We start from the raw sequence: 22879 nt of genomic DNA, 5'->3' as shown, positions 1-22879 counted from the left end.
TATTATTTTTATTTGCCAGCACTGTGATGAAAGCGCTTCATCCTAGCAGCGCCAGATTGCACTCGAGTACGAATGCCAGCGGAACGCTTAAACCAAAGCGGCCTTGCAGCTCGACGCACACCCCAGCTGTTGCGGCCTTGGCGCTTGGTTTTGCGAAGTACTTCTTTTTCATCTAAAGGCGGCTTATCAAAGCTCGTTTCAAAAATATCCGCCTGATCGCTTAAGTTAGCGCTAGCCTCTTGAACCGTAGAGCCGATACTGTTTTCAACCTCTTTGAGAGTGGCAGCAGTTTCTTCTCGAAACTTTTTAAATTCCTCCACCTCCATCTGACGACTCACTTCAGACTTGACGTCCGCCATATAGCGCTGTGCACGGCCAAACAAATTACCAGCCATGCGAGCTACTTTAGGCAGGCGCTCTGGTCCAACCACCACCAGAGCAACTACAGCAATCAGCGCAAGTTTTGAAACTCCGAGATCAATCATGTAACGCAGTTATTTAAATGCAGCATGAGTTTCAAGTGCGCTTCAGCTATTAGTTAGTTATTTGTTTACGTCTTTAGCTTGCACATCAACAGTCTTGTCTGCTGTTGCAGTACTTTGTTGAATTTGTTCTTTAGGCTCTTCAGCAGATTTCATGCCATCTTTAAAGCCTTTTACAGCGCCGCCCAAATCTTGGCCGATATTGCGCAATTTTTTGGTACCGAACACCAACATCACGATCACCAAAACAATTAACCAATGCCAAATGCTAAATGAACCCATTTTTAATCTCCTTGGATTATTTTTTCCAGGGGCGGGGACCGCCCATCACATGTAAGTGCAAGTGATAAACCTCCTGCCCACCATCCGCACCATTGTTCACCATCAACCTAAAGCCACCATCCTTACCAGGACGACAGCCTTGCTCTTTGGCAAGACGCGGTGCTAATTCCATCATTTTACCCAGCAAAGGAGCATCCACGCTTTCTGCTGACTCCAGCATGGGGATATGCTTTTTAGGAATCATCAAAAAATGGACTGGCGCTGCCGGGTTGATATCTTTAAAAGCATAGATTTCTTCATCCTCATAGACCCTCTGGGAGGGAATCAAACCTTGAGAAATCTTACAAAACAGGCAATTAGGATCGTGTGACATACTTTTTCTCGTATTTATCCGTACTTACTCTTTACCAGCCGCTTTTCTCGCGGCCTTCTCTTCAATGCCAGAAGTACCCAAGCGACGATCAAGCTCGGCAATGACATCTTCCGGGCGTAGGTTAAATTGAGACAAAGCAATCAAGCAGTGAAACCACAAATCAGCCATTTCGCCGACTAAGAGCTTTTGTTGATCGGCCGCCAAATTAGAATTGCGCGCATCTTTTGCCGCCATCACAGCCTCAGTCGCTTCTTCGCCAATCTTTTTCAAGATCCCGTCATCACCCTTTGAAAAGAGCAAGGCGGTATATGAAGTTTTGGGGTCTGCTTGGCCTGCCTTAAATGCATCACGACGTTGATCAACTACATCGGCTAAATGGGTGAGAGCAGATTCAATTTTTTTGTCTGAGTTCAGTATTTTGTTCATTAGTATATTTTGCAGACTATACAGTCCAATCCTCTACCTTTAACTGCTTTATCCTTTTAAAAGCCTGGTCATTTGTCACCAGAATTACTCCAAGCTGAGAAGCATGTGCTGCAATTTGCATGTCAAGAGAGCCCAACACATTTCCATTGCCCTCTAACTGGGCCCTTAAAACACCATAATGCTCGGCTACATCGGTATCCCAAACTAAAACATCCACTCGCTTTAAAAACTCTTGCACAACCAAATGTAAGTTCCTTGCATTTGGCTTTTTTGCCAAACCATAGAGAATTTCACCTTCAGATATAACTGACAAGCATAGTCTTTCCATGGGAACACTAGCGATTTTTCTACTTACTACTGGGTTTTTCTTAATGAGGCTGCTGATGGTATTGGTATCGAGCATATATCTCATCAGTCATTGACTCCAGCAAAAGGATCTCGATCTTGCGAGTCTTGATTTCGATCTTCGGGACTTAAGAAATCCAAAGGAACATCCGCGCTTGCAAGCGCCACGAAAAAGCTATCCCAGTTTTCGGGCCTTCTGGACAGAATTAAGTCGCCAGTACTGGGATCACGCCGAATAAATACTTCTTTTTCCTCAAAACGAAAGGCTGCAGGCAATCTTATTGCTTGACTACGCCCATTCATAAAGATTTTTGCTGTTAGACCCATCATCCTAGCCCCTTGGTATATATCAAAGTATATACCATTCTAAACGACTATAAAGTGGAAATACAGACCATAAATATTTATTTGGGTCAGTTTTTACTGATCTTTTGCCAATTTGAGCTTACAGAATCCCACTCCCTAAAGAAGCAGCTATGCTCACCCGTATGGCAAGCAATCCCGTCTTTTTGCTCAACCATCAGCAAAATCGTATCCCCATCACAATCCAGACGAATTTCTTTTACTTTCTGGGTATGGCCAGACTCTTCGCCCTTGTGCCACAGTTTTTGTCTGGAACGAGTCCAGTAGACTGCCTCGCCTAAGCGTAAGGTTTCCAATAAGGCGTCGCGATTCATCCAGGCCATCATCAAGATATCCTTGCTGCCAACTTCTTGGGCGATTACTGGAACCAATCCTTGATCATTCCAAGTCACCGCTGCTAATAGCCCCTGGTCTAGTGAGTTTTTATTTGTATCTGACATTTATCCGATTTTGACAGAATTATTAAGAGTCACCCAAATAAGAATCGCCTACGGCTTACTGCAACAGCCCAACCCACCTTCTGGACAATAACCCTGTTTGTGTGTATGATGTGTATAGAATTTATAATTCGAGGATGAATAGCAAAGAACTCATCAAGGCATTAGAAAAAGATGGCTGGGTTTTGCGGGGCTCAAAAGGGTCTCATCATGTTTTTAACCACCCCCGCAAAGCTGGGCACATTACGGTTCATCATCCCAAAAAAGATCTAGGAATTGGATTGGTTCAAAAACTACTGAAACAAGCAGGAATTAAATAGAAGGATGAACAATGAAATATCCAATTGCTATTGAACCAGGTGGGCATAAGTTGGTGTGGGGTGTGATTGTTCCTGACATGCCAGGCTGCTTTTCTGCCGCTGACAGTGGAATTGATGAGGCTATTGAGAATGCCAAAGAAGCGATTGAGCTTTGGATTGAGGCCGCATTAGACGCGGGCGAAGATATCCCAAAGCCCAGTTCTATTACCGAGCTGCAAAAGAAGAAAGAGTTCAAAGGATATATTTGGGCAATTGCTGAGATTGACCCGGCATTACTGTCGGACGATATCGAAAGAGTAAATATTTCTTTACCAAAAAGGGTTCTAGCAAGATTAGATGCTAAGGCCAAATCTGCTGGTGAAAACCGCTCCGCCTTTATCGCGCATATGGCGATTAGCGCTTAAGAACACCGATTAAATCCGAACCGGAATTCCTTGGGCTGCCATATATTCTTTTGCCTGCCCAACGGTGTAATCACCATAGTGAAAAATACTAGCCGCCAATACTGCATCTGCATGGCCCTTAGTAATACCATCGACTAAATGCTGCAAATTACCAACGCCGCCAGAGGCAATCACGGGAACAGGAACGGCATCGCTTACTGCAGCAGTTAAAGCCAAGTCAAAGCCATCCTTACTGCCATCGCGGTTCATGCTTGTTAAGAGAATCTCGCCTGCACCACGTTTAGCCACTTCAGTAGCCCATGTGACTACATCCATTCCAGTCGCAGTTCTACCGCCATGGGTAAACACTTCCCAATTGCCAGCTTCAGTTTGCTTGGCATCAATCGCCACCACAATACACTGAGAACCGTAATAAGCGGCTGCATCGGAAACTAAATCGGGGTTGGCTACCGCAGAAGAATTCATGCTCACTTTATCTGCGCCGGCATTCAGCAAGCGACGCACATCAGCCACTGCACGCACACCGCCGCCAACAGTAAGCGGAATAAAAACTTGTGATGCCACATCCTCAATGATGTGCAAAATCAGATCGCGTCCATCAGAGGTCGCAGTAATGTCTAAGAATGTCAGCTCGTCGGCGCCTTGGGTGTCATACCGTTTAGCGATTTCTACAGGATCGCCTGCATCACGCAAGCCTACAAAGTTCACACCTTTAACAACGCGCCCTGCAGTGACATCCAAACAAGGAATAATTCGCTTCGTTAACACTAGATGATTTTCTTTGCGTACTTGAGGGTTAACTCATCAGCATATTTTTGAGCAGCTGCAAGATCAAGATCACCCGCATAAATAGAGCGACCAGCAATCACGCCCATGACGCCTTCTTCTTCCGCCTTGCAAAGTGCATCAATATCTTGATTATTAGAGAGTCCACCACTGGCAATTATCGGAATGCGAATGGCTTGAGCCAGCTTGATTGTGGCTTCAATGTTCACACCCTTGAGCATGCCATCCCGACCAATATCGGTATAGATAATGGCTTCTACGCCCCAATCTTCAAACTTCTTGGCAAGATCAATCACTTCATGGCCAGTAATCTTGCTCCAGCCGTCAGTAGCCACTTTGCCATCACGTGCATCAAGACCAACCATCACATGACCAGGAAATGCTGTGCAAGCATCTTGCACAAAGCCGGGATTCTTTACGGCTGCGGTACCAATGATGACAGTGCTAATACCGTCATCTAATAAACGCTCAATGGTTTCAAGATCACGAATACCGCCACCGAGTTGCACAGGGATTTCATTACCAACCGCTTTGAGAATCGATTTAATCGCAGCTTCATTTTTGAGCTTGCCGGCAAATGCGCCGTTGAGATCTACCAAATGTAAGCGTCGAGCGCCTTTGCTAATCCAATGCGCCGCCATTGCGCCAGGGTCTTCTGAAAACACTGTAGCTTTATCCATATCACCCTGTTCGAGTCGAACACAGTGGCCGTCTTTAAGATCAATTGCGGGAATCAGCAGCATAGCAAATGGTTAGGAATATTAAGGTTGCCAAGAAACAAAATTTTTATAAAGCTTTAAACCGTATTCTGCACTTTTTTCTGGATGAAATTGAGTTGCAAAAATATTATCTCGCGCCACCGCAGAAGTAAACCAATCGCCATATTCAGTAGAACCGGCTGTATCTTCATTACGCTGCGGCACAACATAGTAGCTATGCACAAAATAGAAGCTCGTTAAATCAGGTATGCCATCCCAAAGCGGGTGTTTTCGGTCTTGGCGCACTTGGTTCCAGCCCATATGGGGGACTTTATATGAGGAGCCATCTGGCTGCTTTTGACCAACCAGCTCAAAACGACGCACTTCCCCGGGAATCAAACCCAAACAAGGTGTCCATTGCTCGGTAGCGCGTACCTCTGCACTTCTATCAAACAGCATTTGCTCGCCTACACAGACTCCTAAAAGCGGCTTGCTTTTAGAAGCTTCCAGTAAGGCGTCTAACAATCCAGATTCCTCTAGATGCTTCATGCAATCTGGCATAGCGCCTTGACCAGGCAAAACGACGCGATCTGCAGAATGAATCTCTTCTGGCTGATGAGCAATCAATACATTGTCATCAGGCGCAACATGATGAAATGCTTGATATACGGAACGGAGATTACCCATTCCATAGTCGACGATCGCAATGGTTTGCGCCAAAATTTACCTGTTGTCTACTGTTGTCTACTGAGCAACCTTGGGGAGTCTAGATTAAAGACTTCCTTTAGTTGAAGGAATGGCGCCTGAAGCACGCGGATCAACCGCCAAGGCCATACGCAAAGCACGACCAAAAGCCTTGAACACAGTTTCAATTTGGTGGTGGGCATTAATACCGCGCAAATTATCGATGTGCAAAGTGACTCCAGCATGATTAACAAAACCACGGAAGAACTCAATGCTGAGATCCACATCAAAGTCGCCTACACGTGCACGGGTAAATGGAACATTAAATTCCAAACCTGGGCGACCAGAGAAATCAATCACAACACGAGAAAGGGTCTCATCTAGAGGCACATAAGAATGGCCATAGCGCGTAATACCCGCCTTATCACCCACTGCTTTGGCAAAAGCCTGGCCTAGCGTAATTCCCACATCTTCAACTGTGTGGTGATCGTCAATATGGGTGTCGCCATTTGCAACCACTTTGAGGTCAATCATGCCGTGACGCGCAATCTGATCGAGCATGTGGTCTAAAAAAGGGACTCCGGAGGCTAGCTCAGCCTTACCGGTTCCATCTAAATTAATGGAAATCTGAATTTTGGTTTCCGAAGTGTTTCGGGTGACGTCGGCTTGCCGCATGCTTCATTGCGCCGCGAGGCGAAGTGTTGATTGAAGCCTCATAATATCATTCCTAGAAGAGATTTAAATATCGATATTGCTGCACTTTTATCCCGATTTTTGACCTGAGAACCCTCATGAGCCGTTTTTGGAGCCCCGTTGTTCAAACCCTAACCCCCTATGTTCCAGGGGAACAACCGCAAATGCAGCGGCTGGTAAAACTCAATACCAACGAGAGTCCCTATGGCCCATCGCCCAAAGCGCTTGCTGCTATTGAAGGTCAAAATACTGCCGATTTACGCCTCTATCCCGATCCGGAAGGCGCAGCCCTAAAACAAGCTATCGCTAAATTACATGGCTTAGATGCAAATCAAGTCTTTGTAGGCAATGGCTCTGATGAAGTGTTGGCGCACGTCTTTGCTGGTTTACTCAAGCAAAGTAAACCCGTGCATTTTCCAGACATTACTTATAGCTTTTACCCCGTCTACTGCAAACTTTTTGGAATTAATGCCCAAATAGTTCCCTTGGACGAAAATTTTGAGATTAAAACTGCTGACTACCAATCTCCTAACGGCGGAATTATTTTCCCTAACCCTAATGCGCCAACTGGTAGATCGATTCCCCGCTCAGAAATTGAAGCGCTAGTCTTGCGCAACAAAGATTCAGTACTTGTTATTGATGAAGCTTACGTAGATTACGGAACTGAATCTTGCATTCCACTGTTGCGTGGCGCCAACTGTCCAGAAAATTTGTTAGTAGTACACACACTCTCTAAATCCCGCGCTCTAGCTGGCCTGCGCGTCGGCTTTGCCGTTGGCCATCCAGCCTTGATTGAGGGCTTAGAACGAGTCAAGAACAGTTTTAACTCCTACCCCTTGGGGCGCCTTGCTCAAGCTGGTGCGGTTGCAGCCATTGAGGACCAAGCGCACCTAGAAGCAACTTCAGCCAAGGTAATTCATACTCGTACAAAGTTAATTGAGCAACTCGATGCTTTGGGATTTGCAACCCTGCCTTCGACTGCAAACTTTATTTTCACGCGACATCCCCAGCATGCTGGAGCTAAGCTATATCAAGCCTTACGGGATCGCGGCATCATCGTGCGTCACTTCAAATCACCACGCATCGAAGAGTTCTTGCGCATTACGATTGGCACAGACGAACAAAGTAATGAACTTGTTGCCGCTTTAAAAGAAATTCTGAATTAAATTTTTAAGAAGTCAGCGCAGGTTTATTACACGCTTACTTCTTTAAGCGCATCTCAGCTGCACGTGCATGGGCTTGTAAGCCCTCACCGTGAGCTAGCGTACTTGCAACAGCGCCCAAGGTTTGGGCGCCAGCTTCACTTACTTCGATCATGCTCGAGCGCTTGATAAAGTCATACACACCCAATGGTGAAGAAAAGCGTGCCGTGCGTGCAGTAGGTAAAACGTGATTAGGGCCGGCGCAGTAATCGCCCAAGGATTCACTAGTGTAGTTACCCATGAAGATGGCGCCCGCATGACGAATTTGGTCAGCCCACTGACGTGGATCGGCAGCGCAAATCTCCAAGTGCTCAGCAGCAATCGCATTAGCAATCTCACAGGCTTCAGACATATCGTTTACCTGAATTAACAAAGCGCGATTTGTGAGTGAAGCTTCAATCACCTTTGCTCTTGGCATTTCAGGGAGGAGCTGGTTGATGCTTGCTTGCACTTGCTCAATATATTGAGCATCTGGACAGAGAAGGATCGATTGAGCCTGCTCATCATGCTCAGCCTGAGAAAACAGGTCCATTGCAACCCAATCCGGAGGAGTAGATCCATCACAAAGAACCAAAATTTCCGATGGGCCAGCGATCATATCGATGCCAACAGTGCCAAAGACTCTCCGCTTGGCTGCAGCCACATAGGCATTGCCAGGTCCAACAATCTTATCAACCGACGGAATAGTTTTAGTGCCGTAGGCTAAAGCGCCAACTGCTTGAGCGCCACCGATCGTAAAGACGCGATCTACTCCAGCAAGATAGGCTGCCGCCAAAACCAAAGGATTGCGCGCACCATCAGGGGTAGGTACCACCATGATCACCTCGGCAACACCCGCTACTTTTGCAGGAATAGCATTCATCAATACGGACGAGGGATAAGCTGCTTTACCGCCTGGCACATAAATGCCAACACGATCTAATGGAGTTACTTTTTGACCGAGACGTGTTCCATCTTTCTCTTCGTACTCCCAAGAGTGGCAACCCGCTTCAATCTTTTGCCTCTCGTGATAAGCACGCACTCTTTGCGCAGCAATATCGAGAGCATTTTTTTGTTCAGCAGTTAAAGACTGATAAGCCAGCTCTAAATCTTTGCGAGAAATCTCTAAATCTGAAACACTTGCCACATTCAAGCGATCAAACTGTTTTGTAAAACCTAGAACCGCTTCATCACCTTTGTCTTTAACTGCTGCCAAAATCTTCACTACTGCAGCATCTATCGCCTCATCATCAGCAGACGGCAAGGACAAGCTCGACAACAGAATTTCTCTGAAGCCTGCATCCTTGCTATTGAGGCGTTTTACGTTAATGTTTGAAGACATAGGGAAAAGACTTCTCGATCTGACTACTATTACTTCAGTAGCTCAAAAATAGGTTGTAGCTGCGCACGCTTGCGTTTGTATGAAGCTTGATTGACCACTAGGCGAGCGCTGATATCAGCAATTGGCTCAACTTCCACTAAGCCGTTCGCTTTGAGCGTATTACCAGTAGACACCAGATCCACAATCGCATCTGCCAAGCCGACCAAAGGAGCGAGCTCCATTGAGCCATACAGTTGAATCGTATCGATATGCACACCTTTATTGGCAAAGTGTTCACGTGCGCAATTGACATACTTCGTAGCAACTTTTAAACGAGAACCTTGTTTTACTGCGGCAGCGTAATCAAATCCTTCACGGACCGCGACAGACATGCGGCACTTTGCAATATTCAAGTCGTAAGGGACGTACAAACCATCACTCCCTTTTTCCATCAATACATCCAACCCAGCTACCCCAAAATCAGCGCCGCCAAATTGCACATAAGTAGGCACGTCTGAGGCGCGAACAATAATCAGGCGAACATCTAGATTAGAGGTCTCAATAATGAGTTTGCGTGACTTCTCAGGATCCTCCAGCGGCACTATGCCAACCTTGGACAAGATCTCTGCAGTTTCTTCGAAGATGCGCCCTTTGGAGAGGGCTAAAGTCAATTTCATGGACTAATTATCCATCAGCCTTACTTAACGCGCTCAATATTGGCGCCCAAGAGGGTTAACTTTTGCTCCATGCGGTCATAGCCACGATCTAAGTGGTAAATCCGGTCTACTTGGGTTTCGCCTTGGGCGGCCAATCCAGCAATCACCAAACTAGCAGAGGCCCGCAAATCGGTGGCCATCACAATCGCACCCGAGAACTTTTCTACCCCCTGGGCAATCGCAGTATTGCCTTCAATAGCAATGTCCGCACCCAAACGATTGAGTTCTTGAACATGCATAAAGCGGTTTTCAAAAATCGTCTCGGTAATGGTTGAGCTACCCGATGCGATTGCATTGACTGTCATGAGCTGCGCTTGCATATCTGTCGGAAAAGCAGGGTATTCAGAAGTGCGGAAGTTGACTGCTTTAGGACGACCCTGCATCGAAGCCTTAATCCAGTCTGGACCAATCTCCATTTGCAGACCCGCTTCTTTCAACTTCACAATCACGGCATCCAAAGTATCGGGACGGCAATGCTTAACGGTGATCTCACCACCAGTGGCTGCAACTGCACATAAGAATGTGCCCGCTTCAATACGATCCGGAATAACCGAATGTTCTGCACCATGAAGTTTTTCAACGCCCTCGATAACCAGACGATCACTACCAATTCCAGAAATCTTCGCACCCATCTTCACTAACAATTCAGCCAAGTCACCAACCTCAGGCTCGCGTGCAGCGTTTTCTAAGATAGTTGTACCCGACGCCAAAGTGGCCGCCATCAATAAATTCTCAGTACCGGTTACGGTAATCATGTCAGTCAGAATGGAGGCGCCCTTTAGACGATCTGACTGTGACTTGGTTTCAGCCTGAATGTAGCCACTCTTAATCTTGATACTCGCGCCCATCGCCTTCAAGCCTTTGATATGCTGATCTACTGGACGTGCGCCAATTGCGCAACCACCCGGCAACGAAACCTTTGCGCTATGCATTCTGGCCAAAAGTGGGCCAAGTACCAAGATAGAAGCGCGCATAGTCTTCACCATCTCATAAGTCGCTTCTGAACTTTTAATGACCGCCGCATTCAATACCATGTGACTACGATCACCAGCACTTGGGAAATCGACTGTTACACCAATTTCTTGTAAAAGCTTGAGCATAGTACGCACATCTTGCAAATCAGGGACATTACGCAATACAACTGGTTGATCAGTTAATAGACAAGCGCACAGAATGGGCAATGCGGCATTTTTAGCGCCGGCAATCACTACCTCTCCATTGAGAGGGGTGCCGCCAACCATTCGTAATTTATCCATGAAACGATTCCAGTAAAAACATATTTATTAATTTGTAATGAGTAATGATGTAATTTTTATGCTGCTGAGTTTTGCGCAAACTCTTCAGGTGTAAATGCCTTGATTGATAAAGCATGAACTTCTGCCTTCATACGATCACCCATTGCACCGTATACCAATTGGTGGCGCTGTACCAAACGCTTACCTTCAAACTCGGGGCTCACGATGGTGGCAAAAAAGTGCTGGCCATCACCCTCAACCTGTATATGAGTGCACTGAATGCCTTGCTTGATATAGCCTTCAATCTGTTCTGGGGTGGGTAGCATTTCTTCTCCTAATAAAGCTTGGGGTATCAACAATTAATAGCGGAGCTTATAGCCCTTTTGCAGCAGCCGCAGGGCAATGACTGACACCACTACAAAAAAGCAGAACACAATGACTAAGCTGCTCCAAGGGGAGTTATCTGAAACCCCAAAAAAGCCGTAACGGAAGCCATCAATCATGTAAAAGAACGGATTGAAGTGCGACACCACTTGCCATGCTGGCGGTAAAGAGTGAATAGAGTAAAAGACACCTGACAGCATCGTTGCGGGCATGATGATGAAGTTCTGAAAAGCAGCTAACTGGTCATATTTATCAGCCCAGATGCCAGCAATTAAGCCAAGACTTCCCAAAATTGCCGCGCCCAAGAAAGCAAACGTCAAAATCCATAATGGATATTCTAAAGTGGGTGTTGCGAACCAGATGGTAATTAATAGAACGCCCAGTCCCACAACAATTCCCCGAAATACTGCAGCCAAAATATAGGCAGAGTAAAACTCAAAATGACTTAGGGGGGCCAACAAAACAAACACTAAGTTGCCGGTGACCTTAGATTGAATCAAAGAAGATGAAGTATTTGCAAAAGCATTTTGCAAGACACTCATCATTACCAGACCAGGAATTAAGAAAGCTGTGTAACTTAAACGTCCGTAGACTTCTCTGCCCTCAAGAACATGACCAAAGATCATGAGGTAGAGGACCGCTGTAAGCACCGGTGCAGCCACCGTCTGGAAGGCCACTTTATAAAACCGCTTTACCTCTTTAAACAATAGGGTGGGAAAACCGCTGCCGTACTCTAGCGCAGGTCGATTGAGGCCATGTTTCATTGCGCACTTCCCGACATGATGTTAACGAAGACTTCTTCTAAGTCCGTTTTACCTTCACCATCTTTTTTGACAGATCCGTAACGACTTAATAAATTAGCAGTGGTATCTAGAGCCACAATCTTGCCTTGTTTGAGCATGGCAATGCGTTGACACAAAGCTTCAGCCTCTTCCAAATAGTGGGTGGTCAGAACAATCGTATGGCCGTCTTGATTCAACCGGCTAATAAATTGCCATAAGGATTGACGTAACTCAACATCCACCCCAGCAGTCGGCTCATCCAAAATAATGACCGGCGGTCTATGAACTAAAGCCTGAGCTACAAGTACTCGACGCTTCATTCCGCCAGACAAAGAACGCATATTGCTATCTGCTTTGGAGGTGAGGTCAAGATTAGCCATAATCTCATCAATCCACGCATCGTTATTTTTAATCCCAAAATAACCGGATTGAAAACGTAAAGTTTCACGAACAGTAAAAAAGGGGTCAAAGACTAACTCTTGAGGAACTACACCTAACATCCGGCGTGCCTCACGAAACCCCTTCTGAACATCTGCGCCCATGATGGCGGCATGACCATGGCTAGGCCTCACTAGACCAGCCAAAATAGAAATCAAGGTAGTTTTGCCAGCACCATTGGGCCCCAATAAACCGAAGAATTCCCCTGGCTCAATGCTCAATGAAACATCATCTAAAGCCTGAAGTGCTCCGTATTGCTTAGATATATTTTGGATGGAAATTGCAGGATGTATCGTCATTACAAACCTAGCAATACATTTACGCCGTAAACACCAGCGAGGACTTTTAACTTTTCAGGCGCATGCTCAACTGAAATAGATTGGCCACTGACCAAGAGCTTTTTCTGCCATGCCAACAAAACAGTTAACACTGTCGAATCAAAATCTTTCAATTCGGAGCAATCAATCGAGCGTAAATTTGGACTATTTAACAAGCCTTCTTTTTGTAACTGCAATGCATTTTCTTGCGTCACTTTTTTAGGCAAAAGAAAGGGCATGATGTTTGTACTCATCAATTAATTGGCTGGTTTAGCAGTGGCTAATTGCTTATTGCGGTCTTGCAAAAACTTCACCAAGCCTTCAATGCCGTTTTGACTGATCTGATTAGAAAACTGATTGCGATAAGCCTCAACCAACCAAACGCCCATGATGTTCATGTCGTAGACCTTCCAACCATTAGCTGTTTTTTCAAGGCGGTAATCCAAAGGTACTGGATCGCCACGACCAAGCACTACAGTTTTAACAACTACTTCTCTATCGTCAGGCGCGGCACGCAAAGCCTTAAATTGCACAGTTTGGTCACGTAGCTGGCTCAAAGCGCCTGAGTAAGTGCGAATGAGCAGATTCTTAAACTCGGAAGTCAGTTGAGCCTGTTGCTCGGTCGTTGCCTTTTTCCAGTTAGGGCCCATCGCCATTTCTGTAGTGCGACGCATGTCGGTATATGGAACAATTTTCTTCTCGACCAACTCCACAATCTTGGGGATATTGCCTTTTTGAATATCGGGATCAGCCTTCACTGTTGTCATCACCTCAGTGACAACTATTTTAATTAAGACATCCGGCGGAGTTGTTTGATCAGGAGCCTGTGCAAAAAGAGCACCAGAAACCAAAAACAAACTTGTCGCTAAATATTGAGTAAGTATTTTTTGAATTTTCATAGGTTCCATTTCATTATCTGTACATCAATGCGAGTTGATTAAGCCGCTCAGACTTACTGATATCCGTTCTCGTAAGGAGGCATGCTAGGCTCCTCCTCATCTTTGCCCTCGTTAATCTGATAGGCACGTCTTTGGATATAAGCATCTCGTAAGAAGCTGTACTTATCAATTGCAGCGCCATCCAATAAATCACCGGCCTCGTAATAGGTATTACGTGCGTTCACTACACGCAAACCAGTAATACTATTTCGCAGACCCACATCCTTCACATACTTAAATAGATAGTCCGACTCTAAATCGGCTACTGTGCCAAAAGTATCTCGCACATTACTTGGGCCAAAGAACGGAAGAACTACATAAGGGCCTGAGGGCACACCCCAAACACCTAAGGTTTGACCCCAATCTTCTTTGTGCTTCTCAAGACCTCCAGGAGTAGCTAGATCCAAGAATCCACCCAATCCCATTGTTGTGTTGACCACCACGCGCATGAGGTCATTAAAGGCATAGTCCGGCTTACCTTGCAGCAAGTTATACAGAGCAGTATAAATATCGTTGTAGTTGCTAAAGAAGTTATATATTCCATCGCGTACAAATTCAGGCAATACAAAGCGATAGCCTGTAACTACCGGCTTAAGGACATAAGCATCTAAGCCTTCGTTAAATTCAAAAACTGAGCGATTGAATGGCTCCCAAGGATCCTGGGGAGAGCGCTCTACGCCAGCAGGAATGGATGCGCAGCCAACCAAAGAGGCCATCAAACCAAGCAAGATTACCATCTTGACTTTGCGCATAAAAAGCAACATCACTTTGCTGCGCCCTTTTCTTGGCCGCTATCTGCTGCTTTATTGTAAAGGAACTGGCTGATCAAATTTTCTAAAACAATGGCTGATTGTGTCTGCGCAATCTTTTCGCCATTGGTCAACATATCATCTGATCCGCCCGCCTCAAGACCAATGTATTGCTCACCCAATAAGCCGGATGTCAAAATCTTAGCGGATGAATCCTTTGGAAACTTATAGGAGTCTTCAATGGTCATCACCACCGTTGCTTGATAAGTTTTGTCATCGAAGGAAATATTAGCAATTCTGCCAACCACCACGCCTGCACTTTTCACTGGTGCGCGAGGTTTGAGGCCGCCGATATTGTCAAAGCGTGCAGAAATTTTGTATGTTGGCGCAAACGACACTGCATTCATATTGCCAACCTTCAGTGCGAGAAATAGAGCAGCCAGCAAACCAATAGCAACAAAGATTCCTACCCAGACATCAATTGCACTTTTTCTCATAAGAGCCCTAGTTTATTCTTTCTAATTTGAGAACATCATCGCGGTTAGCAAGAAATCCAATGCTAAAACCGATAAAGAAGAGATCACCACCGTACGAGTAGTGGCTTGCGAAACGCCTTCAGGCGTGGGCTTGGATTCATAGCCCTGATAAAGAGCAATAAAAGTGACCGCTACACCAAACACCATGCTTTTAATTAAGCCATTGCCAATATCCGAAAACAGGTCCACTCCGCCTTGCATCTGTGACCAGAAGGCGCCTGAGTCGACTCCAATCAAAGGAACGCCCACAAGGTAACCCCCGAGAACGCCGACTGCTGTAAAAATAGTTGCCAAGATTGGCATAGAAATAATGCCGGCCCAAAGTCGCGGCGCAATCACGCGCCCCAAAGGGTCCACTGCCATCATTTCCATAGCAGTCAATTGTTCACCAGCCTTCATGAGGCCAATCTCCGCAGTTAAAGAAGTGCCGGCTCTACCGGCAAACAATAAGGCGGTAATGACAGGACCCAACTCACGAGTTAAAGAGAGGGCAACCAATAGGCCAAGTGCTTGCTCTGAGCCATAACGATTTAAGGTGTAGTAACCCTGCAAACCCAGGACGAATCCAACAAACAATCCTGAGACTGCAATGATCACAAAAGAATGATTGCCAACAAACAAAATTTGATCAATCACTAAACGTGGTCTTTTGAGCAAGAATCCTGAGCGTGCGATCACTGCCGCAAACATACGAGCAGCTAAACCCAGACTACTTAAGTTGCGACGCACAAAAAATCCAAGGTCGCCAAACAGATTCAGAAGCGTGGTCATGAGGTGCTCATTCCAAAATCTTCTTCTAAGCTTTTTCCTGGGTAATGAAAAGGTACAGGGCCATCTGGCGCTGCATCTAAAAATTGTCTAACAAAAGGATCTGCTGAGCGACTTAATTCCTTAGGAGTTCCTTCAGCACCAATACGGCCATTCGCAATGAAATATACATAATCAGCTATTGCAAAAGTCTCTTCAACATCGTGCGTAACCAATAAACTCGTGGCTCCTAGGGCGTTATTCAGATCACGAATTAAGCGTGCTGTGATGCCAAGAGAGATGGGATCCAGGCCAGCAAATGGCTCGTCGTACATGATGAGGGGTGGATCTAAAGCAATGGCTCTAGCGAGGGCAACACGTCTTGCCATGCCACCAGAAATTTGCGAAGGCATTAAGTCTCTTGCGCTGCGCAAGCCAACTGCATTCAATTTCATAAGCACTAAGGAGTGCAATAGCTCTTCACTGAGATCTGTATGTTCACGAAGAGGAAAAGCAACGTTTTCAAAAACACTCAGGTCAGTGAACAATGCTCCGAACTGAAAAAGCATTCCCATGCGACGACGGGCAGCCATCAACTCGGGACCATTCATCTTGCCAATGTCTTGACCTTCAAATAAAACTTGACCTGATTGAGCATTAAATTGCCCGCCGATCAATCGAAGAATGGTGGTCTTGCCGCATCCGGAGCCGCCCATTACAGCCACTACCTGGCCGCGTCGGAACTCCATATTGAGTCCAGACAAAATCTGACGTTCACCTAGAGCATAGGAAAAGTTGACGTCTTTAATAGCGACGACAACTTCACCTGCAGCTTGCTTGCTTACATCCAAAGAATTTGGCTGGCCACTGTTCATATCCTCGATATTATCGGGGCAAAACAGATGACCCCATTAAATACTGGTCTACTGCTTGGGCGCATTGACGACCCTCACGAATTGCCCAAACCACCAAAGACTGTCCACGACGCATATCGCCAGCAGCAAATACCTTAGGAACGTTCGTTTGGTAGGCATTTTGACCATCTACGGTTGCTTTTGCATTACCGCGAGCATCTTTCTCAACGCCAAACGCGCTCAATACCTGCTGAACTGGGGACACAAAACCCATAGCCAAAAGCACTAAATCTGCCTTAATTTCGAATTCTGAGTTTGGCACTTCAGCCATTTTGCCGTCTTTCCACTCCAGACGAACGCCAATCAGTTTCTCAACTTTGCCGTTTTTGCCTTCAAAACGCTTGGTTCCAACAGACCAGTCACGATCACAACCTTCTTCATGTGAAGAGGATGTGCGTAATTTTGTTGGCCAATATGGCCAAACTAAAGGGGTGTTCTCAACTTCTGGGGGTTGAGGGAGCAATTCAAACTGAGTAATCTTGGTTGCGCCGTGACGGTTTGATGTTCCAACGCAATCTGAACCTGTATCACCACCGCCAATAACAACTACATGCTTATCAGTTGCACGAATTTCATTTTTGAAATCACCAGCATTTTCTTTGTTTTGCGGAATCAAAAATTCCAACGCATAGTGCACGCCAGCCAACTCACGACCTGGAACCGGCAAATCACGTGGCTGCTCTGCACCACCGGTGATCACTACCGCATCAAAGTCTTTCATCAATTGCTCAGGAGAAACTGTCTTATTGGAGTAATTTTTTACTTCGGCGCCAATCGCCTCTTTACCAACGAAAACACCCGTCTCAAATTTAACGCCTTCAGCTTGCATCTGCTCAACACGACGATCAATCAACCACTTTTCCATCTTGAAATCAGGAATACCGTAACGCAGTAAGCCGCCAACACGATCATTCTTTTCAAATACAGTGACGTCATGACCAACGCGAGCCAATTGCTGTGCAGCCGCCATACCCGCTGGGCCACCACCAACTACTGCGATTTTTTTACCAGTCTTCGTTTTGGAAGGTTGCGGCTTAACCCAACCACTTTCCCAACCTTTATCAATAATGGCATGCTCAATAGACTTGATACCGACTGCAGTGCTATTGATCCCTAAGGTACAAGCAGCTTCGCAAGGAGCTGGGCAAATGCGACCAGTAAATTCTGGGAAGTTATTGGTTGATTGCAAAACATCTAATGCATTCTTCCAATCATTCTGAAATACCAAGTCATTGAAGTCGGGAATGATGTTGTTAACTGGGCAGCCGTTATTACAAAACGGGATACCACAATCCATACAACGTGCGCCTTGAATCTTCGCTTCTTCATCAGTTAGTGCTGCCACAAACTCTTTGTAATGATGGAGGCGTTTAACCGGCGCTTCGTACGTCTCACCGACGCGCTCAAACTCCATAAATCCAGTGACCTTACCCATATCGAATCCTTAGTATCTTTTCTTAATGTCTTTATTAATTAAGTGGCTTATGCCGCAACGGTTTTGTTCTGAGCTTTTTCCCACAATTCACCTAGAGCACGCTTGTACTCAGTTGGGAGAACCTTCACAAAGCGACTGCGGGTATTTTCCCAATCAGCCAAGATTGCCTTAGCGCGCTCAGAGCCAGTGTGACGGAAATGACGCTCGATCAAGCCCTTCAAAATTTGCTCGTCCGTCAAACGCTCGCCGCCATCTTTCACATCGATAGGGGCATGCCATTCAGACTTCGGCATCTTGGCAATTTGCTCTGCAGAAGGCAGCACTTTTTCTAGTGTTGCCATGCTGGTATTGCAACGCTTATCGAACAATCCATCCTCGTCGTAAACATAAGCAATACCACCGCTCATACCTGCAGCAAAGTTACGCCCTGTTGCGCCCAATACAACTACTGTTCCACCCGTCATGTATTCACAACCATGGTCGCCAGTACCCTCAACAACCGTTGTAGCACCAGAGTTACGAACTGCGAAACGCTCACCAGCTACGCCATTAAAGAAGGCTTCACCAGCAATTGCGCCGTAGAGAACAGTATTACCAACGATGATGTTCTTAGCGGTATCGCCACGGAACTCATGAGGAGCACGAACAATCACACGTCCACCTGACAAACCTTTGCCAACATAGTCATTACCGTCGCCAACTAAGTCTAATGTGATTCCCCGTGACAAGAAGGCTGCAAAGCTTTGACCAGCCGTGCCATTTAATTGAATGTGTATCGTGTCATCCGGCAAGCCTGCGTGACCATAACGCTGGGCAACTTCTCCAGAGAGCATTGCGCCTACAGTACGATTCACGTTCTTCACCGGAACAATGAAGGAAACCTTCTCGCCACGCTCTAATGCAGGCTCACTCTTCTCGATCAAGATGTTATCAAGCGCACTAGCTAGGCCGTGATCTTGAGTTAATACTTGGTAACGTGGAACTTCGCTTGCTACTTGTGGTTCAGCAAATATCTTGCTGAAATCCAAGCCGTGCACTTTCCAGTTTTCAATGCCCTTACGGGTATCCAACAAATCAACACGACCAATTAAGTCATCAAACTTGCGAATACCGAGCTGCGCCATGATCTCGCGAGCTTCTTCAGCAATAAAGAAAAAGAAGTTCACCACATGCTCAGGCTTGCCTGAGAATTTTTTACGCAATTCCGGGTCTTGAGTAGCAACACCAACTGGACAAGTATTCAAATGACACTTACGCATCATGATGCAACCCTCAACCACCAATGGCGCTGTCGCAAAACCAAACTCGTCTGCACCTAACAAAGCGCCAATCACTACGTCACGGCCTGTTTTCATCTGACCATCAGCCTGAACACGAATACGGCTGCGCAAACCATTGAGAACCAATGTTTGTTGTGTTTCAGCTAAGCCGAGTTCCCATGGAGAGCCAGCGTGCTTGATTGAAGACAGCGGAGATGCGCCAGTTCCGCCATCATGACCAGCGATCACAACGTGGTCTGCTTTCGCTTTTGCCACACCAGCAGCAATAGTTCCAACACCCACTTCAGATACCAACTTCACAGAAACGTCAGCCTTTGGATTAACGTTCTTCAAGTCATGGATCAACTGAGCGATATCTTCAATTGAGTAAATATCATGGTGCGGAGGAGGAGAAATCAAACCAACACCCGGCACAGAGAAGCGCAACTTACCGATGTAATCAGATACTTTTCCTCCAGGCAACTGACCGCCTTCACCAGGCTTAGCACCTTGGGCCATCTTGATCTGAATCTGATCGGCAGAACGTAAGTACTCAGTAGTCACACCAAAACGACCAGAAGCAACTTGCTTAATCTTGGAGCGCAATGAGTCGCCGTCCAACAATGGAATATTAGCCTCAACTACATCGCTACCCAAGATGCTGGCTAAAGTCTCGCCTTTTTTGATTGGGATACCTTTAAGCTCGTTCACATAACGATTTGGATCTTCACCACCCTCACCCGTATTGGACTTGCCACCGATACGGTTCATAGCAATCGCCAAAGTAGCATGGGCTTCTGTAGAGATCGAGCCCAAAGACATCGCGCCCGTTGCAAAACGCTTAACGATTTCTTTTGCAGATTCCACTTCATCCAATGGAATCGCTTTTGCTGGATCGAGCTTGAATTCAAACAAACCACGCAGAGTCATTTGACGCTTGGTTTGATCGTTAATGATGTTGGCGTACTCTTTATAAGTCTGATAGCCCTTCTCAGCACCAATACGAGTGGAGTGCTGCAACTTCGCAATCGTGTCTGGAGTCCACATATGATTCTCACCACGAATACGGAAAGCATATTCACCACCAGCATCGAGCATATTAGTTAAAACTGGATCGTTACCAAATGCAGCTGTGTGCATACGTAAAGCTTCTTCAGCCACTTCAAATACGCCGATACCACCAACATTTGATGGAGTACCCTTGAAGTATTGATCGATGATGTCGTGATTTAAACCAATCGCTTCAAAAATCTGTGAACCGGTGTAGGACATGTAAGTAGAGATGCCCATTTTGGACATGACCTTTTGCAGACCCTTACCTACAGCTTTTACAAAGTTCTTCACTGCTTTTTCAGCAGATAAATCTCCAGACAATCCTTTAGCCATTTCCGCTAAAGTTTCCATGGCGAGGTATGGATGAATGGCTTCTGCGCCATAGCCAGCCAAGAGCGCAAAGTGATGAGTCTCACGGGCGCTGCCAGTTTCAACCACTAAGCCGACGCTGGTACGCAAACCTTTTTGCACCAAATGCTGATGGATAGCAGATGTTGCCAACAAAGCCGGAATGGCGACATGCTTCTCATCAACCTGACGATCGCTCACGATCAAAATGTTGTAGCCAGAACGTACGGCATCTGCAGCCTCAGCGCACAAGGATGCCAAGCGAGCTTCAATGCCCGCTTTACCCCATGAAGCTGGATAGCAAATATCCAATTCGTAAGAGCGGAATTTGCCATTGGTGTAGTGACCAATGTGGCGAATCTTGGTGATGTCATCAAAATCCAAAATGGGCTGACTAACTTCTAAACGCATTGGAGGGTTGATGTTATTGGTATCTAATAAATTAGGCTTTGGCCCAATGAAAGAAACTAAAGACATCACCATATTCTCGCGAATCGAGTCGATTGGAGGATTGGTCACCTGCGCAAATAATTGCTTGAAGTAGTTATAGAGAGGCTTGTCCTTATTAGACAGAACAGCCAATGGACTGTCATTACCCATTGAACCAATAGCCTCTTCACCATTCATGGCCATTGGTGCCATCAAGAATTTGATGTCCTCTTGCGTATAACCAAATGCCTGTTGACGGTCTAATAATTTAGCTGCTGGACGAATAGTCGTTTTCTCGTCAATCAAATCTGCTTTGCTGGCATCAACTTCATCCAACTTCACACGAACTGCGTCGATCCAGCTCTTATATGGCTTGGCTTTAGAAACGGCATTCTTGAGCTCAACGTCATCAATAATGCGACCTTGCTCCATGTCGATCATGAACATCTTGCCTGGCTGCAAACGCCATTTTTGAACGATCTTACTTTCAGGAATTGGCAATACGCCCGCTTCAGAACCCATGATGACCAAGTCATCGTCGGTTACGTAATAACGTGCTGGACGCAAACCATTTCGGTCCAAGGTTGCGCCAATTTGACGACCATCAGTAAATGCCATCGCCGCAGGTCCATCCCATGGCTCCATCATTGCTGCGTGATATTCGTAGAAGGCACGACGATTGTCATCCATCAACGCATGCTGTTCCCATGCTTCAGGAATCATCATCATCATGGCCTGGGCTAAAGGGTAGCCAGACATCACCAGCAACTCTAAGCAGTTATCAAAGCACGCAGTATCTGACTGACCTGGATAAATCAACGGCCAGAGTTTTTGCAAATCATCGCCAAGAACTGGGGAGCTAATAGCGCCCTCACGTGCATTAACCCAATTGACGTTACCTTTAACAGTGTTGATCTCACCGTTGTGCGCAATCATGCGATATGGATGCGCTAATTCCCATGCGGGGAAAGTATTAGTGGAGAAACGTTGATGCACTAAAGCAAGCGCGGATACAGTGCGCTTGTCTTGCAAGTCTTGGTAATAAGCACCGACTTGATTCGCTAACAGCAAACCCTTGTAAACAATGGTTCTAGCGGACATTGATGCAACGAAATATTCTTTGCCATGCTTCAAATGCAAATCTTGAATTGCATGACTTGCTGTTTTACGAATCACATACAACTTACGCTCGAGCGCATCGGTTGTCATGATGTCGCGGCCACGACCAATAAAAATTTGACGGATAAATGGCTCTGTCATTTGTACTGTTGGAGACATCGGCAATTTCACATCTACCGGAACATCTCTCCAGCCCAAAACAACTTGCCCCTCTAAGCGCACAGTGCGCTCTAGCTCTTGTTCGCAGGCCAAACGGGAAGCATGCTCTTTCGGCAAGAAAATCATGCCAACGCCATACTCACCTAATGGTGGCAAAGTCACGCCTTGCTTTGCCATTTCTTCGCGATACAAAGTATCTGGGATCTGAATCAAGATACCAGCGCCATCACCCATTAAAGGATCGGCACCAACCGCTCCCCGGTGATCTAAGTTCTCAAGGATCTGTAAACCCTGAGAAACGATCTCATGAGATTTCTTACCTTTGATATGTGCAACGAATCCTACGCCGCAAGCGTCATGCTCATTTCTAGGGTCATATAAACCTTGAGCGATAGGGCGAAGATCTGTATTTAATTTTGTAGTCATAGTATTTCCGAGGGGCGACAAAGGCCTAATTACTTTTGGAGGATCCAATATAGGTGAATACCCACACCGATGCAATAGAAATAAAATGAGTCTGTCCCAT

27 protein-coding genes and 1 pseudogene are annotated in these 22879 nt (G+C 46.0%); 3 read left to right on the top strand and 25 right to left on the bottom strand.

Features of this window, described 5'->3' with window-relative positions; all coding sequences use genetic code 11:
- Positions 1-8: 8 nt before the first annotated feature.
- From tatB to hisI, 7 genes are all read right to left on the bottom strand, one after another.
- Positions 9-485, bottom strand: a complete 477-nt coding sequence (tatB, locus tag ICE90_RS01980) for a Sec-independent protein translocase protein TatB (protein WP_072582109.1) — start codon at positions 483-485, stop codon at positions 9-11.
- A gap of 57 nt (positions 486-542) precedes the next feature.
- Entirely contained in the window at positions 543-764 is a 222-nt protein-coding gene (gene tatA / locus ICE90_RS01975) for a Sec-independent protein translocase subunit TatA (RefSeq protein WP_215321314.1), read from the bottom strand.
- A 16-nt stretch (positions 765-780) separates the two neighbouring features.
- Positions 781-1137 (bottom strand): histidine triad nucleotide-binding protein, encoded by a 357-nt coding sequence (locus ICE90_RS01970; RefSeq protein ID WP_216190698.1) that lies wholly within the window; start codon positions 1135-1137, stop codon positions 781-783.
- A gap of 24 nt (positions 1138-1161) precedes the next feature.
- Complete coding sequence (locus ICE90_RS01965; protein WP_216190697.1) at positions 1162-1563, bottom strand: phosphoribosyl-ATP diphosphatase; 402 nt, start codon at positions 1561-1563, stop codon at positions 1162-1164.
- Between the two features lie 16 nt (positions 1564-1579).
- The gene (locus tag ICE90_RS01960) at positions 1580-1966 is read right to left on the bottom strand and encodes a type II toxin-antitoxin system VapC family toxin (protein ID WP_255533267.1); all 387 of its coding nucleotides are present in this window, start codon (positions 1964-1966) and stop codon (positions 1580-1582) included.
- A gap of 8 nt (positions 1967-1974) precedes the next feature.
- Entirely contained in the window at positions 1975-2238 is a 264-nt protein-coding gene (locus ICE90_RS01955; protein WP_370623801.1) for an antitoxin, read from the bottom strand.
- A gap of 83 nt (positions 2239-2321) precedes the next feature.
- Positions 2322-2711: a phosphoribosyl-AMP cyclohydrolase gene (hisI, locus tag ICE90_RS01950; protein ID WP_215321311.1), complete on the bottom strand. Its 390-nt coding sequence runs from the start codon at positions 2709-2711 to the stop codon at positions 2322-2324.
- A 134-nt stretch (positions 2712-2845) separates the two neighbouring features.
- Between hisI and ICE90_RS01945 the strand changes: the two genes are divergently transcribed.
- Both ICE90_RS01945 and ICE90_RS01940 read left to right on the top strand, forming a co-directional pair.
- Entirely contained in the window at positions 2846-3028 is a 183-nt protein-coding gene (locus tag ICE90_RS01945; protein WP_216190696.1) for a type II toxin-antitoxin system HicA family toxin, read from the top strand.
- 11 nt (positions 3029-3039) lie between these two features.
- Positions 3040-3432 (top strand): type II toxin-antitoxin system HicB family antitoxin, encoded by a 393-nt coding sequence (locus tag ICE90_RS01940; protein ID WP_215321309.1) that lies wholly within the window; start codon positions 3040-3042, stop codon positions 3430-3432.
- A gap of 9 nt (positions 3433-3441) precedes the next feature.
- On the opposite strand, the gene hisF is transcribed toward ICE90_RS01940, so the two are convergent.
- Genes hisF through hisB form a run of 4 tightly spaced genes read right to left on the bottom strand, consistent with a single transcriptional unit; the run spans position 3442 to position 6275 of the window.
- Positions 3442-4200 carry an imidazole glycerol phosphate synthase subunit HisF gene (gene hisF, locus ICE90_RS01935; protein WP_215321308.1) on the bottom strand — a complete coding sequence of 253 codons (759 nt, stop codon included), beginning with the start codon at positions 4198-4200 and terminating at the stop codon, positions 3442-3444.
- Positions 4200-4961 carry a 1-(5-phosphoribosyl)-5-[(5-phosphoribosylamino)methylideneamino]imidazole-4-carboxamide isomerase gene (gene hisA / locus ICE90_RS01930; RefSeq protein ID WP_215321307.1) on the bottom strand — a complete coding sequence of 254 codons (762 nt, stop codon included), beginning with the start codon at positions 4959-4961 and terminating at the stop codon, positions 4200-4202. The genes hisF and hisA overlap by 1 nt, the downstream gene beginning before the upstream one ends.
- Before the next feature lie 18 nt (positions 4962-4979).
- Positions 4980-5636, bottom strand: a complete 657-nt coding sequence (gene hisH / locus ICE90_RS01925) for an imidazole glycerol phosphate synthase subunit HisH (protein WP_216190695.1) — start codon at positions 5634-5636, stop codon at positions 4980-4982.
- A gap of 51 nt (positions 5637-5687) precedes the next feature.
- Positions 5688-6275: an imidazoleglycerol-phosphate dehydratase HisB gene (hisB, locus tag ICE90_RS01920; protein ID WP_215321305.1), complete on the bottom strand. Its 588-nt coding sequence runs from the start codon at positions 6273-6275 to the stop codon at positions 5688-5690.
- Between the two features lie 116 nt (positions 6276-6391).
- Between hisB and hisC the strand changes: the two genes are divergently transcribed.
- Positions 6392-7459 (top strand): histidinol-phosphate transaminase, encoded by a 1068-nt coding sequence (hisC, locus tag ICE90_RS01915; protein WP_216190694.1) that lies wholly within the window; start codon positions 6392-6394, stop codon positions 7457-7459.
- Between the two features lie 34 nt (positions 7460-7493).
- Here hisC and hisD read toward each other — a convergent pair whose 3' ends face one another.
- The 14 genes and pseudogenes from hisD to ICE90_RS01845 form a co-directional block, all read right to left on the bottom strand.
- Positions 7494-8816: a histidinol dehydrogenase gene (gene hisD / locus ICE90_RS01910; RefSeq protein WP_216190693.1), complete on the bottom strand. Its 1323-nt coding sequence runs from the start codon at positions 8814-8816 to the stop codon at positions 7494-7496.
- Between the two features lie 29 nt (positions 8817-8845).
- The gene (gene hisG, locus ICE90_RS01905; RefSeq protein ID WP_215321302.1) at positions 8846-9472 is read right to left on the bottom strand and encodes an ATP phosphoribosyltransferase; all 627 of its coding nucleotides are present in this window, start codon (positions 9470-9472) and stop codon (positions 8846-8848) included.
- Between the two features lie 20 nt (positions 9473-9492).
- Complete coding sequence (gene murA, locus ICE90_RS01900) at positions 9493-10767, bottom strand: UDP-N-acetylglucosamine 1-carboxyvinyltransferase (protein ID WP_216190692.1); 1275 nt, start codon at positions 10765-10767, stop codon at positions 9493-9495.
- Positions 10768-10823: 56 nt separating this feature from the next.
- Positions 10824-11072, bottom strand: a complete 249-nt coding sequence (locus ICE90_RS01895; RefSeq protein WP_068320176.1) for a BolA family protein — start codon at positions 11070-11072, stop codon at positions 10824-10826.
- Positions 11073-11105: 33 nt separating this feature from the next.
- On the bottom strand, positions 11106-11894 hold the full coding sequence (locus ICE90_RS01890; RefSeq protein WP_215321299.1) for an ABC transporter permease: 789 nt from the start codon (positions 11892-11894) through the stop codon (positions 11106-11108).
- 65 nt (positions 11895-11959) lie between these two features.
- Positions 11960-12649: pseudogene (locus tag ICE90_RS01885) on the bottom strand (ABC transporter ATP-binding protein); the annotation flags it as partial.
- Positions 12649-12921: a lipid asymmetry maintenance protein MlaB gene (locus ICE90_RS01880; RefSeq protein ID WP_255533266.1), complete on the bottom strand. Its 273-nt coding sequence runs from the start codon at positions 12919-12921 to the stop codon at positions 12649-12651. The gene ICE90_RS01880 and the pseudogene ICE90_RS01885, both read right to left, overlap by 1 nt.
- 3 nt (positions 12922-12924) lie before the next feature.
- Positions 12925-13566 carry a phospholipid-binding protein MlaC gene (locus tag ICE90_RS01875; RefSeq protein WP_215321297.1) on the bottom strand — a complete coding sequence of 214 codons (642 nt, stop codon included), beginning with the start codon at positions 13564-13566 and terminating at the stop codon, positions 12925-12927.
- A 53-nt stretch (positions 13567-13619) separates the two neighbouring features.
- The gene (locus ICE90_RS01870) at positions 13620-14369 is read right to left on the bottom strand and encodes a VacJ family lipoprotein (RefSeq protein ID WP_215322234.1); all 750 of its coding nucleotides are present in this window, start codon (positions 14367-14369) and stop codon (positions 13620-13622) included.
- Positions 14369-14851, bottom strand: a complete 483-nt coding sequence (mlaD, locus tag ICE90_RS01865; RefSeq protein ID WP_215321296.1) for an outer membrane lipid asymmetry maintenance protein MlaD — start codon at positions 14849-14851, stop codon at positions 14369-14371. Before mlaD ends, ICE90_RS01870 begins: the two co-directional genes overlap by 1 nt.
- A gap of 21 nt (positions 14852-14872) precedes the next feature.
- Positions 14873-15661, bottom strand: coding sequence for a lipid asymmetry maintenance ABC transporter permease subunit MlaE (gene mlaE, locus ICE90_RS01860; RefSeq protein WP_215321295.1), 789 nt, complete (start codon positions 15659-15661; stop codon positions 14873-14875).
- On the bottom strand, positions 15658-16512 hold the full coding sequence (locus ICE90_RS01855; RefSeq protein WP_215321294.1) for an ABC transporter ATP-binding protein: 855 nt from the start codon (positions 16510-16512) through the stop codon (positions 15658-15660). The genes mlaE and ICE90_RS01855 overlap by 4 nt, the downstream gene beginning before the upstream one ends.
- A gap of 10 nt (positions 16513-16522) precedes the next feature.
- Positions 16523-17986: a glutamate synthase subunit beta gene (locus tag ICE90_RS01850; protein ID WP_215321293.1), complete on the bottom strand. Its 1464-nt coding sequence runs from the start codon at positions 17984-17986 to the stop codon at positions 16523-16525.
- Positions 17987-18033: 47 nt separating this feature from the next.
- A complete protein-coding gene (locus ICE90_RS01845) occupies positions 18034-22779 on the bottom strand; it encodes a glutamate synthase-related protein (protein WP_215321292.1) in 4746 nt (1581 codons plus the stop codon).
- Between the last annotated feature and the right edge of the window lie 100 nt (positions 22780-22879).

The organism is Polynucleobacter sp. AP-RePozz3-80-G7, from assembly GCF_018882145.1.
In the GTDB taxonomy this organism is placed as follows: domain Bacteria; phylum Pseudomonadota; class Gammaproteobacteria; order Burkholderiales; family Burkholderiaceae; genus Polynucleobacter.
The sequence above is the reverse complement of the archived record's forward strand: the minus strand, read 5'-3'. Positions and strand labels throughout refer to the sequence as shown.

Coding starts and splice junctions, on each gene's coding strand:
- ICE90_RS01940 (WP_215321309.1), top strand. CDS start 3,040: ATGAAATATCCAATTGCTATTGAACCAGGTGGGCATAAGTTGGTGTGG.
- ICE90_RS01875 (WP_215321297.1), bottom strand. CDS start 13,566: ATGAAAATTCAAAAAATACTTACTCAATATTTAGCGACAAGTTTGTTT.
- ICE90_RS01890 (WP_215321299.1), bottom strand. CDS start 11,894: ATGAAACATGGCCTCAATCGACCTGCGCTAGAGTACGGCAGCGGTTTT.
- hisG (WP_215321302.1), bottom strand. CDS start 9,472: ATGAAATTGACTTTAGCCCTCTCCAAAGGGCGCATCTTCGAAGAAACT.
- ICE90_RS01855 (WP_215321294.1), bottom strand. CDS start 16,512: ATGAACAGTGGCCAGCCAAATTCTTTGGATGTAAGCAAGCAAGCTGCA.
- ICE90_RS01880 (WP_255533266.1), bottom strand. CDS start 12,921: ATGAGTACAAACATCATGCCCTTTCTTTTGCCTAAAAAAGTGACGCAA.
- ICE90_RS01895 (WP_068320176.1), bottom strand. CDS start 11,072: ATGCTACCCACCCCAGAACAGATTGAAGGCTATATCAAGCAAGGCATT.
- ICE90_RS01970 (WP_216190698.1), bottom strand. CDS start 1,137: ATGTCACACGATCCTAATTGCCTGTTTTGTAAGATTTCTCAAGGTTTG.
- ICE90_RS01850 (WP_215321293.1), bottom strand. CDS start 17,986: ATGGGTAAGGTCACTGGATTTATGGAGTTTGAGCGCGTCGGTGAGACG.
- tatB (WP_072582109.1), bottom strand. CDS start 485: ATGATTGATCTCGGAGTTTCAAAACTTGCGCTGATTGCTGTAGTTGCT.
- hisB (WP_215321305.1), bottom strand. CDS start 6,275: ATGCGGCAAGCCGACGTCACCCGAAACACTTCGGAAACCAAAATTCAG.
- ICE90_RS01945 (WP_216190696.1), top strand. CDS start 2,846: ATGAATAGCAAAGAACTCATCAAGGCATTAGAAAAAGATGGCTGGGTT.
- ICE90_RS01955 (WP_370623801.1), bottom strand. CDS start 2,238: ATGATGGGTCTAACAGCAAAAATCTTTATGAATGGGCGTAGTCAAGCA.
- tatA (WP_215321314.1), bottom strand. CDS start 764: ATGGGTTCATTTAGCATTTGGCATTGGTTAATTGTTTTGGTGATCGTG.
- hisI (WP_215321311.1), bottom strand. CDS start 2,711: ATGTCAGATACAAATAAAAACTCACTAGACCAGGGGCTATTAGCAGCG.
- hisA (WP_215321307.1), bottom strand. CDS start 4,961: ATGCTGCTGATTCCCGCAATTGATCTTAAAGACGGCCACTGTGTTCGA.
- ICE90_RS01870 (WP_215322234.1), bottom strand. CDS start 14,369: ATGTTGCTTTTTATGCGCAAAGTCAAGATGGTAATCTTGCTTGGTTTG.
- murA (WP_216190692.1), bottom strand. CDS start 10,767: ATGGATAAATTACGAATGGTTGGCGGCACCCCTCTCAATGGAGAGGTA.
- hisD (WP_216190693.1), bottom strand. CDS start 8,816: ATGTCTTCAAACATTAACGTAAAACGCCTCAATAGCAAGGATGCAGGC.
- mlaD (WP_215321296.1), bottom strand. CDS start 14,851: ATGAGAAAAAGTGCAATTGATGTCTGGGTAGGAATCTTTGTTGCTATT.
- ICE90_RS01960 (WP_255533267.1), bottom strand. CDS start 1,966: ATGCTCGATACCAATACCATCAGCAGCCTCATTAAGAAAAACCCAGTA.
- mlaE (WP_215321295.1), bottom strand. CDS start 15,661: ATGACCACGCTTCTGAATCTGTTTGGCGACCTTGGATTTTTTGTGCGT.
- ICE90_RS01965 (WP_216190697.1), bottom strand. CDS start 1,563: ATGAACAAAATACTGAACTCAGACAAAAAAATTGAATCTGCTCTCACC.
- ICE90_RS01845 (WP_215321292.1), bottom strand. CDS start 22,779: ATGACTACAAAATTAAATACAGATCTTCGCCCTATCGCTCAAGGTTTA.
- hisC (WP_216190694.1), top strand. CDS start 6,392: ATGAGCCGTTTTTGGAGCCCCGTTGTTCAAACCCTAACCCCCTATGTT.